Origin of the sequence: Streptococcus sp. 544 (genome assembly GCF_013277385.1) — a bacterium.
Classification (GTDB): Bacteria; Bacillota; Bacilli; order Lactobacillales; family Streptococcaceae; genus Streptococcus; species Streptococcus mitis_BA.
Genome location: NZ_VMMU01000008.1, coordinates 30,315 through 44,189 on the forward strand (window position 1 = coordinate 30,315; position 13,875 = coordinate 44,189).

Genomic DNA, 13,875 nt, shown 5'->3' on the forward strand with positions numbered 1-13,875 from the left:
TTGATATAATAGAAACCGTTTACAAACAGCTTAAAAAATGGTGTAGTTTAATTAAACCGATTTACTTAGTTCCTATTGATTTATTGGAGTGTATACATGCAAACAAAAACAAAGAAACTCATTGTGAGTTTGTCTTCACTTGTTTTATCAGGATTTTTATTATACCATTATCTGACAGTTGGAGCGGAAGAAACGACTACGAATACCATTCAGAAAAGCCAGAAGTTCAGTATCAGCAAAGGGATACAAAAAATTTAGTTGAAAATGGTGATTTTGGTCAGACGGAGGACGGAAGCAGTCCGTGGACAGGAAGCAAAGCTAAGGGGTGGTCAGCTTGGGTAGACCAGAAGAAAGGTAGAAAATCCTGATTTTGCTTCAGTCAAAAATGGAATTTTAGAACCTCTTAAGGAAGGGACAACCAATGTCATTGTCAGTAAAGATGGCAAGGAGGTGAAAAAGATTCCTTTGAAGATTTTAGCCTCTGTTAAGGATGCATACACAGCCCGTTTGGATGACTGGAATGGTATCATCGCTGGGAATCAATACTATGATTCTAAAAATGAACGGATGGCCAAATTAAACCAGGAACTGGAAGGAAAGGTGGCTGATAGCCTATCCAGTATTTCAAGTCAGGCGAGCCGCACCTATTTGTGGGAAAAATTTTCAAATTATAAAACGTCTGCGAATCTAACTGCTACTTATCGGAAATTGGAGGAGATGGCCAAGCAAGTGACCAATCCTTCTTCTCGTTATTATCAGGATGAAACCGTTATTCGAACAGTTAGGGATTCCATGGAATGGATGCATAAACATGTCTACAGTAGTGAAAAAAGCATTGTTGGAAATTGGTGGGGTTATGAAATCGGTACACCTCGTGCCATCAACAATACCTTGTCTCTGATGAAAGAATACTTCTCTGATGAGGACATTAAAAAATATACAGATGTGATTGAAAAATTTGCGCCAGATCCCGAACATTTCCGAAAGACGATTGATAACCCATTTAAGGCCCTAGGTGGAAACTTAGTGGATATGGGAAGGGTAAAAGTAATAGCTGGTTTACTGCGTAAGGATGACCAAGAAATTTCTTCTACCATTCGTTCGATTGAGCAAGTGTTCAAGTTGGTAGACCAAGGTGAAGGTTTTTATCAAGATGGATTCTATATTGACCACACCAATGTTGCCTATACGGATGCTTATGGGGATGTCTTGATTGATGGCCTGTCTCAACTGTTGCCAGTCATTCAAAAGACCAAGAGCCCAATCAATAAAGATAAAATGCAAACGATGTACCACTGGATTGATAAATCGTTTGCCCCTTTGCTGGTGAATGGAGAGTTGATGGATATGAGTCGTGGACGCTCGATCAGTCGTGCAAATTGCGAGGGGCACGTGGCTGTAGTAGAAGTGCTAAGAGGGATTCACCGGATAGCGGATATGTCTGAAGGAGAAACCCAACAACGTTTGCAGAGTTTTGTGAAGACCATTGTCCAATCGGATAGTTATTATGATGTCTTTAAGAATTTGAAGACTTATAAGGATATCAGTTTGATGCAATCTTTGTTAAGCGATGCTGGAGTCGCAAGTGTTCCAAGAACCAGTTACCTATCTGCCTTTAATAAGATGGATAAAACAGCTATGTACAATGCGGAGAAAGGGTTTGGATTTGGCTTGTCACTCTTTTCCAGTCGTATCTTGAATTACGAACACATGAACAAGGAAAACAAACGTGGTTGGTATACGAGTGATGGGATGTTCTATCTTTACAATGGCGATTTGAGTCACTATAGCGATGGCTACTGGCCAACAGTTAATCCATATAAGATGCCTGGTGCGACAGGAACAGATGCTAAGAGATCGGATAGTGATACAGGTAAAGTTCTACCGTCTGCTTTCGTTGGAACGAGCAAACTAGATGAGGCCAATGCGACAGCAACCATGGATCTCACTAACTGGAATCAAACACTGACTGCTCATAAGAGCTGGTTTATGCTGAAGGATAAGATCGCCTTTTTAGGAAGCAATATCCAAAACACTTCAACAGATACTGCTGCAACTACAATTGACCAGAGAAAACTGGAATCAAGTGATCCATATAAAGTCTATGTCAATGATAAAGAAGCCTCCCTCACGGAACAAGAAAAGGATTATCCTGAAACCCAAAGTGTCTTCTTAGAATCGTCCGATTCGAAAAAGAATATTGGTTACTTTTTCTTTAAGAAGAGTTCAATCAGTATGAGTAAGGCTGTCCAAAAGGGATCTTGGAAGGATATCAATGAAGGACAGTCAGACAAGGAAGTTGAAAATGAATTTCTTACGATTAGTCAGGCTCATAAGTAAAATGGGGATTCTTATGGCTATATGCTCATCCCTAACGTGGATCGTGCCACCTTCAATCAAATGGTAAAAGAGTTAGAAAGTAGTCTCATCGATAACAATGAGATCCTTCAGTCTGTTTATGATGCCAAACAAGGAGTTTGGGGCATTGTGAAATATGATGATTCTGTCTCTACTATTTCCAACCAATTCCAAGTCTTGAAACGTGGGGTCTATACGATTCGAAAAGAAGGGGATGACTATAAGGTTGCCTACTACAATCCTGAAACCCAGGAATCAGCTCCAGATCAGGAAGTCTTTAAAAAGTTAGAACAAGCAGCTCAACCACAAACTCAGGATTCAAAAGAAAAGGAAAAATCTGAAGAAGAAAAGAACCATTCGGATCAAAAGAATCTCCCTCAGACAGGAGAAGGTCAGTCAATCTTGGCAAGTCTAGGGCTCTTGCTACTTGGGGCGACTTATCTATTCCGTAGAGGAAAGAATAACTGATTTGTTCATCATCTAAGATGAATCACATGAAACTGTGGAAAATAGAAAAAATCCGAAGAAAGTCAAACATCTTCGGATTTTTCTTTTAAAAAGAGTTTGGAACAAAAAGATTTTGATTTTAGAAATTCTTTATTATAAATTTTAAAAATCGATAGATTAGACAAAAAAGCGAACAATACAGAATTCTGAGTGTCAGATAACTCGTTTTGTTCGCTTTTTATATTTAAGGTTAGACTTTTGTCCCAAACTATTTTCACTTCATTTTATCTGAGTGTAACATACTGTTGGGCAATCTCGCTAATGCGGTCAAAGTCGCCTTGGGAAGCGAGTTTATTGAGTTCGCCACCAATTCCAACGGCGTCTGCACCAGCAGCGAACCATTGAGGAATGTTGTTTAGGCCGACTCCTCCGGTTACCATTACGGAAACTTGTGGGATCGGTGCCTTGACTGCAGAGATATATGCTGGACTGAGAGCACTACCTGGGAAGAGTTTAATGATTTCACTACCGGCTTCAAGTGCAGTCGTTATCTCTGTGAGAGTAATACAGCCTGGAATGTACGGAGTGCTATAGAGATTGCACATTTTTGCAGTTTCAGCATGGAAAGATGGAGAAACAACGTAATTTGCTCCGGCTAGAATAGCATCTCTAGCAGTTACGGCATCAATCACAGTACCTGCACCGATACAAACACTTTGATCGTCCTGATACAAGTCTACAAGTTCCTTGATGATTTGCCCTGCATACTGATTGGTATAGGCGATTTCAATAGCTTTGATACCTCCCTTGATACAAGCAATCGAGGCTTGCAGTCCTTCTTCCTTTGTATTTCCTCGAATAACAGCGACAATTTTTTGTTTTTTTAGTTCAATAATCGTATCTGATTTGGTCATGTAATTCTCCTAACGAATGATATCTTGTGCATTTGCCAGTAATTTTTCAATACTAGTTTCGGAAGTGGAGAGATGGTCTCCTGGAAGAGTACATTTGAGAGTTGCGCTCGCAACTGCAAAGTCAATGGTAGTTTTTAAGGAGGAATGATGGAGTAGTTGATAAAGGGCACCAGATATAAAGGCATCCCCGCTACCAACTCGTTGATAGACTGCAGTTTTTAGTTGGACAGACTCTTCAAATCGTTCTCCCAGAGCATAGGCCTGATAGACATTTTTGTCTTGTTCATCACTAGAGCGGAGGGTATGGAAAATGGCCTTGAAACCATAGGCTTCTTTTAATTGTCGCATGCGATTTTCCACCTCTTTTAGGCTGGCTCTGTCTCTTGGGAACATCTCTAGATTTTGGTCATCAATCATGAGAGGATCAATACCAAAGCAATAGTCAGCGAAACGTGCAAACTTAGAAAATTCATACTTGGCTTCTAGGATTGAAATCATCTTTGTCCTCAGATTGAGGTCCATTGAAACGATAATCCCTCGGAGCTTGGCTTCTTCCAAGAGTAGGAGAAGGAGGGTACGAACCTCTTGACCGATAGCTACAGTGATTCCACTAAAATGAAAATGGCTAATCCCCTGAAAGAGAGAACCCATATCTAGCATGTTTGGCCGAATCTGGCTGATACTCGTATGCTTACGATCGTAGAAAACTTCACTTTGACGACAACCAAAGCCGTTCTCCAAAAAGTAGAGGCCGATTCGATCGCCAAGCCGACAGATTGAACTGGTATCGATTTGGTGCTGTTTCAAGAATGTGAGAAAACGATCTCCAATCTCGTTGGCAGGGAGTGCGGTAAAGACTTTCGTTGAGATACCCAGGGCTTGCAAATTACAAGCGATGTTAATTTCTGATCCGCCAAAATAAGTCGAACTGGCAACATGATCGCCGATACTGGTGGCATCTAATGGTGAGATTCGAATTAATGGTTCGCCAAACAGTAATATTTTCGTCATCCATTAGTTCCTTTCTGGTTTAGAATAGCTTTACTTGGCTAATACTTCTTTCAAATAAGCAGCGACTTCATCATCTTGGCAGTTTTCAAAGAAGTATTCTTGGAAGTATTTGCCAGAGATGGTGTCTTTGAGGAAGTCTTGGTCGATTGTTTTAAGGATGGTCATCAAATCATTGTAGGTGATTTGTTTTACCTCGTTTAAGATACGAGCGTTGCGTTGTTCAGGGATTACACGTTCTCTTGGGTAGCCACCGCCCATTTCTTCAGCAAATAAGCGTTCAAACATCAATTTGAGGGTCAGTTCTGCCCCCCAGCCAAATCCTTTGGCATAAGGGATAGACAAGGCGTTACCACCATTGATTTGAGAATAAAGGTAAGCATCAGTTGGGTCCACTGCTAGACCACAGACAACACCAGGGAAGCTGTTTAAAGCAAGCATAGCTCCTACACCCGTACCACAGCCGGTAACAACAAAGTCGACTGCTTTTGTATTTAAAAGGATGGCAGCCATTAGGCCGTTTTGTACGTATGTTAATGGGTTTTCACCTTCTTCTCCACGCATACCATAGTTAAATAATTGGTAGCCTTTTTTATTTGTCGCTTCTTTTAGACTATCATAAATAATGTGATTCTTACTAGCTTGACTATTTTCATTGATTAATGCGATTTTCATAAGATCCTCTTTCTATTTTTACTCAGGTTGTTTTCCGATGTAGGCTAAGATACCGCCATCTACATATAGGATGTGGCCATTGACAAAGTCGCTGGCTTCACTAGCGAGAAAGACAGCAGGGCCCATTAAATCTTCAGGATTTCCCCAACGTGCAGCAGGTGTTTTTGCAATGATGAACTGGTCAAATGGGTGGCGAGAACCATCTTCTTGCAACTCACGAAGAGGTGCTGTTTGAGGAGTGGCAATATAACCCGGCCCGATTCCGTTACATTGGATATTGGCTCCACCGTATTCAGACGCAATGTTGCGGGTCAACATTTTCAAGCCGCCTTTAGCGGCAGCATAAGCGCTAACCGTTTCACGTCCCAGTTCGCTCATCATCGAGCAAATATTGATAATCTTTCCATGCCCTTTCTTTATCATAGAAGGAATGACTGCTTTTGAAACGATAAATGGTGCGTTTAAGTCAATATCGATGACCTTACGGAAATCAGCGGCGCTCATTTCGCACATTGGAACGCGGCGGATAATACCAGCGTTATTAACGAGGATGTCAATGACACCAACCTCTTGTTCGATTTGCTTGACCATGGCTTGGATACCGTCCTCGTCTGTCACGTCACAGACATACCCATGGGCTTCGATGCCAACTTCACGATAAGCTTCAATCCCTTTATTGACCAGGTCTTGATTGATATCATTAAAGACAATAGTAGCGCCGACCTCAGCGTAGGATTTGGCAATAGCAAATCCAATTCCATAAGAAGCGCCGGTGATGAGAGCAATTTTTCCTTTTAAAGAAAACTGCTCAATTGAGAATGATGTATTTGTCATTTGATACTTCCTTTCAAATTTGTTAAGACTTCTCTATAACCAAATTATATTCTAGTAAACCGGTTTTGTCAATAATTAAATATTTTTATTTCTGAAAATCTTTGTTTTCCTAAAAAAACGGAAGATTTTGAAGTTTCTGTCTATTGTAATGGTTAAATAAGCAATGAAAGCGCTAATATTTTTTTGAAAAAACTATTGACAAGATAAAAATAAAGGTCTACAATGTAAAATATAGAGTAAACCGGTAAACTCAAAAAAGAAAGGAGAAAAGATGAAAATTGTACTTGTAGGGCATGGACATTTTGCCACAGGGATTTATAGTTCTTTACAATTGATTGCAGGCAATCAAGAAAATGTGGAGGCGATTGACTTTGTGGAAGGAATGTCAGCAGATGAACTCAAGCAAAAAATCTTACTTGCAATTTCAAATGAAGAAGAAGTTTTAATCCTAAGTGATCTCTTGGGAGGATCGCCATTCAAGGTTTCTTCTACCATAATGGGAGAAAATCCAGCCAAAACAATGAATGTTCTCTCGGGTTTGAACTTAGCTATGTTAATGGAAGCAGTCTTTGCTAGAATGGCTCATAGCTTTGATGAGGTTGTTAATAAATCAGTAGTGGCGGCTCAGGGCGGAGTCGTAAATGGTAAAGAATTGTTTTCAACGGATGCAGAGGAAGAGGAAGAAGATTTCGAATCGGGTATTTAAAGGGTAAAATAATGATAAAAAAGGTTACGATTGAAGAAATAAAATCGCCTGAGCGCTTCTTAGAAGTACCACTTCTGACGAAAGAAGAAGTCGGCCAGGCAATCGATAAGGTTATTCGGCAGTTAGAACTCAACCTTGACTATTTCAAGGAAGATTTCCCGACGCCAGCTACCTTTGATAATGTCTATCCAATCATGGATAATACGGAATGGACCAATGGTTTCTGGACAGGAGAACTGTGGTTGGCTTATGAATACAGTCAACAGGATGAATTTAAAAACATCGCTCATAAAAATGTTCTTTCTTTCCTGGATCGTGTCAATAAGAGAGTAGAATTGGATCACCATGATCTCGGCTTCTTGTACACACCGTCTTGTATGGCTGAATATAAGATAAATGGAGATGGAGAGGCCAGAGAGGCAGCCTTGAAAGCTGCAGATAAGTTGATTGAACGCTATCAAGAAAAAGGTGGTTTTATTCAAGCTTGGGGAGACTTGGGCAAGAAAGAGCATTACCGTTTGATTATCGACTGCTTGCTCAACATCCAACTCTTATTCTTTGCTTATCAAGAAACAGGCGATCAAAAATACTACGATATTGCAGAAAGCCATTTCTATGTTTCAGCTAATAATGTAATCCGTGATGACGCTTCGTCCTTCCACACCTTCTACTTTGATCCTGAGACAGGTCAACCCCTTAAAGGTGTAACGAGACAAGGGTATAGTGATGATTCATGCTGGGCACGTGGTCAATCATGGGGAGTCTATGGTATTCCTTTGACTTATCGTCACCTGAAAGACGAGTCCTGCTTTGACTTGTTTAAGGGTGTAACCAATTATTTCTTGAATCGTCTGCCAAAAGATCATGTTTCTTATTGGGATTTGATTTTTAATGATGGTAGTGATCAATCACGAGATTCTTCAGCAACAGCTATCGCTGTCTGTGGGATTCATGAAATGCTAAAACATCTCCCAGAGGTGGATGCTGACAAAGATATTTATAAACATGCTATGCATGCCATGCTTCGTTCTTTGATCGAACATTATGCAAATGATCAATTTACCCCTGGTGGGACAAGTCTCCTCCACGGTGTGTACTCATGGCATTCAGGTAAAGGAGTGGACGAAGGCAATATCTGGGGTGACTACTATTACCTAGAAGCCCTTATCCGTTTCTACAAGGATTGGAACCTATATTGGTAGGAGGAGAAATATGACAATGCCAAATATTATTATGACCCGTATCGATGAACGGTTGATTCATGGGCAAGGACAACTTTGGGTAAAATACCTAGGTTGTAATACGGTCATTGTTGCCAATGATGAAGTAAGCACGGACAAGATGCAACAAACTCTGATGAAAACAGTTGTGCCAGACTCAGTTGCCATGCGTTTCTTCCCTTTGCAAAAGGTGATTGATATCATTCACAAGGCTAATCCTGCTCAAACGATCTTTATCGTTGTAAAGGATGTAAAGGACGCTTTAACCTTGGTAGAAGGTGGTGTCCCTATCAAAGAAATCAATATTGGGAACATTCACAATGCCCCTGGTAAAGAGCAAGTGACACGTTCCATCTTCCTGGGTGAAGAGGACAAGGCAGCCCTCAAGGAATTAAGCCAAACTCATCAAGTAACATTTAATACGAAAACAACTCCAACAGGAAATGATGGAGCTGTTGAAGTCAACATTATGGACTATATTTAAAAGAGGAGATCGTTATGTCGATTAATGTATTTCAAGCGATTTTAATTGGATTATGGACAGCTTTCTGTTTTAGTGGAATGCTGTTAGGAATTTACACCAATAGATGCATTGTTCTGTCATTTGGTGTCGGAATTATTCTAGGTGATTTGCCTACTGCTCTTGCAATGGGAGCTATTGGTGAATTGGCTTATATGGGATTCGGTGTCGGTGCTGGAGGTACTGTTCCACCAAACCCAATCGGACCTGGTATCTTTGGTACCTTGATGGCTATCACTAGTGCTGGTAAAGTCAGTCCAGAAGCGGCTCTTGCCCTCTCTACTCCGATTGCTGTGGCGATTCAATTCTTACAAACTTTCGCCTACACTGTACGTGCTGGTGCGCCTGAAACGGCGATGAAGCACTTGAAAAACCATAATTTGAAGAAATTCAAGTTCACTCTAAATGCAACAATTTGGTTGTTTGCCTTTATTGGATTTACCTTGGGTTGCTTGGGTGCCCTTTCAATGGATACCTTGTTGAAACTCGTAGACTACATTCCACCAGTATTGCTTACAGGTTTGACAGTTGCTGGTAAAATGCTCCCAGCTATCGGTTTTGCAATGATCTTGTCAGTGATGGCTAAGAAAGAGTTGATTCCGTTTGTCTTGTTGGGATATGTTTGTGCGGCTTATCTAAACATCCCAACAATTGGTATTGCAATTGTAGGTACTATCTTTGCTTTGATTGAATTTTATAACAAGCCAAAAACAGCGAATCATGTGGTAGAGGAGGAAGCACACGATGACTGGATCTAACAAATTAACAAAACGTGATTATCTTAAAACGTCTTTGCGGGCATTCTTTTGTCAAAATGGATTTAACTATAGTAACTATCAAGGGTTGGGATATGCCAATGTGATGTATCCTGCTTTGAAAAAACACTATGGAGAGGATCAGGAAGGTTTCTACCAAGCCTTGGAAGAAAACTGTGAATTCTATAATACCAACCCACACTTCCTGCCTTTTATTACCAGCTTGCATCTTGTAATGTTGGAAAATGGCCGTCCGGCAAAAGAAACACGTAGTATCAAGATGGCCTTAATGGGACCGTTGGCAGGTATTGGGGATTCTCTTTCACAATTCTGTTTAGCCCCATTGTTCTCAACGATTGCAGCTTCATTTGCTCAAGAAGGCTTGGTTGTCGGTCCAATCTTGTTCTTCCTTGCGATGAATACGATTTTAACAGCGATTAAATTGTCAACTGGTCTGTATGGATACAAACTAGGAACGACTGTGATTGATAAATTAAGTGAGCAGATGGCAACGATTTCTCGTATTGCCAATATTATTGGTGTAACCGTAATTGCTGGTTTGGCAGCGACATCTGTGAAGATTATGGTGCCAATCACCTTTGCTGCAGGGGAAGTTAAAGCAGATACCAAACAAAGTATCGTAAGTATTCAGGGAATGCTTGATAAGGTTGCTCCAGCTCTTCTACCAGCCCTATTTACACTTTTAGTTTACTACTTGATCAAAGAAAAGAAATGGACAACATATAAACTCGTTATTTTAACAGTTATCATCGGAATTATCGGAAGCTGGCTTAAGATTCTAGCTTAATGGATACAACATTGTTTTATGGAATAGTGATTGTCTTGGCAGTGAGCCCCCTTTTACTGTCAAGCTTTCATTCTATTCGTCAGCAAAAGTTGCTTCGCAAACAGATGGAGCAACGAAAAGAGTATTTAGCTTCTTTAACATCTGGTGATGAAGTGTTGTTATTGTCTGGAATTCATGGAAAAATCATTTCTATCAAAGATGACTTGGTCTCCTTGCAGATTGCAAAAGGTGTGGTCATCTATGTAGAAAAGGAAAGTGTAATGGGAAAGACAAAAGAACTGCTTTTTAAGTAGTTCTTTTTCTGGTAATAGATAATGAAAGAAGAAAGAAGACAATTTTTTGAAAGAATTGATGGGGATCAATATCGTGATTATATCTTGTCCCACTGTTCAAAAGACTATGAGAAAGTCAAGCGTTCCCTTGAACGCTTGATGGACAATCGTTTTATGTTTGATAGTCCTTGGGATATGGAACCTTGTTCAAAAATCCATCAAATCCAGCCGATGGTGTGGAATCAAGTATTTGAAGATGATCCAGAATGGGCTTATATGCTCAATCGACAAGAATATCTCTTGCAGTTTATGATAGGGTACCTGGTAGAAGGAGATAAGGGCTATATCCAAAAGTGCAAGTTCTTTCTATTTGACTGGATTGAGCAGGTGAGAGAATTTCGTCCTCAATCTTTGATGACTAGAACCTTGGATACGGGTATTCGTTCCTTTACTTGGTTGAAACTACTCTTGCTCCTCTTGAAATTTGACTTGCTAGAGGAGGAAGAACTAGAGAAAATTTTGGTCAGTCTAGAAAAGCAGATTGACTTTATGAAAAGCCATTATCGCGCCAAGTACACCCTTAGTAACTGGGGGATTTTACAAACGATTCCGATACTTGCAACCTATCATTTCTTTTCAGATAAGATGGACCTAGAAGAAGCTTACCATTTTGCTTCAAAGGAGTTGAAACAGCAGATCGAGACGCAGATTTTAGAGGATGGAAGTCAGTTTGAACAGTCGATTCTCTATCATGTAGAGGTTTATAAAGCCTTGCTGGACTTGTGTCTCTTGCTTCCGGACTTGCAAGATAGCCTTCAAGAGCTGCTGGAAAAGATGGCGACTTACATTCAAATGATGACAGGTCTAGATGGACGGACCTTGGCTTTTGGTGATAGCGATTCTACAGAAACGACAGAGATTTTGAGCCTGTCTGCTATGGTTTTGAACAAGGAAGACCTTCTTAACGGTCTGGATGTTAAAGTCGATTTACTTAGCCTCCTGTTCCTGGGGCGAGAAAAGGTCAAGCGACTGCAGGAATTTGAAAAGAGAGCTTGGCAGCCTAAGTTCAGGAGCTTTGAAGATTCTGGGCATGTTTGCATTAAGGATGAACATCGTTATCTATTTTTTAAAAACGGTCCGCTGGGAAGTGCCCATAGCCATAGTGACGAGAATAGTTTTTGCTTACAGTATCAAGGCCAACCGATTTTCATAGATACTGGGCGTTATTCTTATCGGGAGGTAGATGAACGTTATCTCTTAAAGAGTGCTTGGAGTCATTCGACCTGTATAGTAGATGGGAAAGCTCCAGAAAGGATCGTGGGATCCTGGGAATATGAATACTATCCTCACTCCCTGTTTTGTCACCACAAAGAAAGAGAGGGAGTGCATTATATTGAGGGGGCGTATTTGTCAGCAGAACCTGATTTGCCTTATCTTCACAGGAGAAAAATCCTCATGTTGGCAGAGGATGTATGGCTCTTGGTAGATGATATCAGGTGTCAAGGTCAGCATGAGGCGTTGACTCAGTTTATCCTTGACAAGGATGTGACCTATCAAGATGGGAAAATCAATCAGTTGAAACTATGGAGTGAAGTTGATTTTGATTTGGAAGCTACGATCATTTCTCCTAAATACAACGAGCTTGAAAAAAGTAGCAAACTCATCAAACACCAATTCTTTGAGAATCAGATGCTGGATTATACAATCATTGCGCATGAGAGTTTTGAAATCATCCGTCATTCTGTCTACCAGACAGATGGTCATCAAGTAGAAAATGCTCTGGCTTTTGAAGTGAAAAATGACGAAACAGACAAGCTGATTCTGTTATTAAGCGAGGATATTTGTGTAGGTGAAAAATTATGCCTCGTTGACGGAACAAAAATGCGTGGAAAATGTCTAGTATATGATAAAATAAATGAGAGAATGATTCGCTTGCAGTGCTAGAAATAGACGTTTTGAATAGTGAATATGTTATAATGGGTATTAGTAGGAGGTGTTTTAGATTGGAGAAGAAACTGACCATAAAAGATATTGCAGAAATGGCTCAGACCTCGAAAACAACCGTGTCATTTTACCTAAACGGGAAATATGAAAAAATGTCCCAAGAGACACGTGAAAAGATTAAAAAAGTTATTCATGAAACAAATTACAAACCGAGCATTGTTGCGCGTAGCTTAAACTCCAAACGAACAAAATTAATTGGTGTTTTGATTGGTGATATTACCAACAGTTTCTCAACCCAAATTGTTAAGGGAATTGAGGATATCGCCAGCCAGAATGGCTACCAGGTAATGATAGGAAATAGTAACTACAGCCAAGAGAGTGAGGACAGGTATATTGAAAGCATGCTTCTCTTGGGAGTAGACGGCTTTATTATTCAGCCGACCTCTAATTTCCGAAAATATTCTCGTATCATCGATGAGAAAAAGAAGAAAATGGTCTTTTTTGATAGTCGGCTCTATGAACACCGGACTAGCTGGGTCAAAACCAATAACTATGATGCCGTTTATGATATGACCCAGTCCTGTATCGAAAAAGGTTATGAGCATTTTCTCTTGATTACAGCGGATACGAGTCGTTTGAGTACTCGGATTGAGCGGGCAAGTGGTTTTGTGGATGCTTTAACAGATGCTAATATGCGCCACGCTAGGCTAACCATTGAAGATAAGCATACGAATTTGGAACAAATTAAGGAATTTTTACAAAAAGAAATCAATCCCGATGAAAAAACTCTGGTATTTGTTCCTAACTGTTGGGCACTACCTCCAGTCTTTACCGTTATCAAAGAGTTGAATTATAACTTGCCACAAGTTGGGTTGATTGGTTTTGACAATACGGAGTGGACTTGCTTTTCTTCTCCAAGTGTTTCGACGTTGGTTCAGCCCGCCTTTGAAGAAGGACAACAGGCTACAAAGATTTTGATTGACCAGATTGAAGGCCTCAATCAAGAAGAAAGGCAACAAGTCTTGGATTGTAGTGTGAGTTGGAAAGAGTCGACTTTCTAAGATGAAAGGGAAATAACTGGCAACCTCTGTTAAGAAATCATAACCACCCGTCAAACGGGTGGTTTGAACCAGGGCTATAAGCCCAAATTACCAGCCAGCGCCTAAAGACGCTGGCTTTCACTTTGTTCAAGCCTCATTGCTCTTGACTCGTCACTTGCCTCTCAAAGAGGCTTTAGTATTACTTACCACTATCCCTAAAGGGATCCTCATATTCTTTTACACTCAATTTATCTAGTGCTATATCATGTTTTTCCTGTTCTTGGATATATTTCTTAATTGTGGCTTCATTAAGCCCTACTGTACTTACATAATAACCTTCCGCCCAGAAATGCCTATTCCCAAACTTGTACTTG

Annotated in this window: 13 protein-coding genes and 1 pseudogene; 9 read left to right on the forward strand and 5 right to left on the reverse strand. The window is 40.3% G+C overall.

Features of this window, described 5'->3' with window-relative positions; all coding sequences use genetic code 11:
- Positions 1-96: 96 nt before the first annotated feature.
- Positions 97-2,826, forward strand: a pseudogene (locus HT728_RS05410) (polysaccharide lyase 8 family protein).
- A 263-nt stretch (positions 2,827-3,089) separates the two neighbouring features.
- On the opposite strand, the gene HT728_RS05415 reads toward HT728_RS05410, so the two are convergent.
- Genes HT728_RS05415 through HT728_RS05430 form a run of 4 tightly spaced genes read right to left on the reverse strand, consistent with a single transcriptional unit; the run spans position 3,090 to position 6,236 of the window.
- On the reverse strand, positions 3,090-3,719 hold the full coding sequence (locus HT728_RS05415) for a bifunctional 4-hydroxy-2-oxoglutarate aldolase/2-dehydro-3-deoxy-phosphogluconate aldolase (protein WP_049513598.1): 630 nt from the start codon (positions 3,717-3,719) through the stop codon (positions 3,090-3,092).
- A gap of 9 nt (positions 3,720-3,728) precedes the next feature.
- The gene (locus HT728_RS05420; protein ID WP_099180545.1) at positions 3,729-4,730 is read right to left on the reverse strand and encodes a sugar kinase; all 1,002 of its coding nucleotides are present in this window, start codon (positions 4,728-4,730) and stop codon (positions 3,729-3,731) included.
- A 30-nt stretch (positions 4,731-4,760) separates the two neighbouring features.
- Entirely contained in the window at positions 4,761-5,402 is a 642-nt protein-coding gene (locus tag HT728_RS05425; protein WP_000684789.1) for an RpiB/LacA/LacB family sugar-phosphate isomerase, read from the reverse strand.
- Positions 5,403-5,420: 18 nt separating this feature from the next.
- A complete protein-coding gene (locus HT728_RS05430) occupies positions 5,421-6,236 on the reverse strand; it encodes a gluconate 5-dehydrogenase (protein ID WP_099180546.1) in 816 nt (271 codons plus the stop codon).
- A 271-nt stretch (positions 6,237-6,507) separates the two neighbouring features.
- Between HT728_RS05430 and HT728_RS05435 the strand changes: the two genes are divergently transcribed.
- Genes HT728_RS05435 through HT728_RS05470 form a run of 8 tightly spaced genes read left to right on the forward strand, consistent with a single transcriptional unit; the run spans position 6,508 to position 13,522 of the window.
- Entirely contained in the window at positions 6,508-6,942 is a 435-nt protein-coding gene (locus tag HT728_RS05435; protein WP_000706826.1) for a PTS sugar transporter subunit IIA, read from the forward strand.
- A gap of 11 nt (positions 6,943-6,953) precedes the next feature.
- Positions 6,954-8,144 (forward strand): glycoside hydrolase family 88 protein, encoded by a 1,191-nt coding sequence (locus HT728_RS05440; RefSeq protein WP_000592923.1) that lies wholly within the window; start codon positions 6,954-6,956, stop codon positions 8,142-8,144.
- 10 nt (positions 8,145-8,154) lie between these two features.
- Entirely contained in the window at positions 8,155-8,646 is a 492-nt protein-coding gene (locus HT728_RS05445) for a PTS system mannose/fructose/N-acetylgalactosamine-transporter subunit IIB (protein ID WP_050091748.1), read from the forward strand.
- 14 nt (positions 8,647-8,660) lie between these two features.
- A complete protein-coding gene (locus HT728_RS05450; RefSeq protein WP_000026611.1) occupies positions 8,661-9,440 on the forward strand; it encodes a PTS mannose/fructose/sorbose/N-acetylgalactosamine transporter subunit IIC in 780 nt (259 codons plus the stop codon).
- Positions 9,427-10,245, forward strand: a complete 819-nt coding sequence (locus HT728_RS05455) for a PTS system mannose/fructose/sorbose family transporter subunit IID (protein ID WP_000148015.1) — start codon at positions 9,427-9,429, stop codon at positions 10,243-10,245. The genes HT728_RS05450 and HT728_RS05455 overlap by 14 nt, the downstream gene beginning before the upstream one ends.
- A complete protein-coding gene (yajC, locus tag HT728_RS05460) occupies positions 10,245-10,538 on the forward strand; it encodes a preprotein translocase subunit YajC (RefSeq protein ID WP_000381733.1) in 294 nt (97 codons plus the stop codon). The genes HT728_RS05455 and yajC overlap by 1 nt, the downstream gene beginning before the upstream one ends.
- A gap of 21 nt (positions 10,539-10,559) precedes the next feature.
- The gene (locus HT728_RS05465) at positions 10,560-12,461 is read left to right on the forward strand and encodes an alginate lyase family protein (RefSeq protein ID WP_173234238.1); all 1,902 of its coding nucleotides are present in this window, start codon (positions 10,560-10,562) and stop codon (positions 12,459-12,461) included.
- A gap of 59 nt (positions 12,462-12,520) precedes the next feature.
- Complete coding sequence (locus HT728_RS05470; protein WP_000412459.1) at positions 12,521-13,522, forward strand: LacI family DNA-binding transcriptional regulator; 1,002 nt, start codon at positions 12,521-12,523, stop codon at positions 13,520-13,522.
- Between the two features lie 178 nt (positions 13,523-13,700).
- Here HT728_RS05470 and HT728_RS05475 read toward each other — a convergent pair.
- On the reverse strand, positions 13,701-13,875 hold a 175-nt coding region (locus tag HT728_RS05475; RefSeq protein ID WP_173234240.1), incomplete at its 5' end, for a transposase.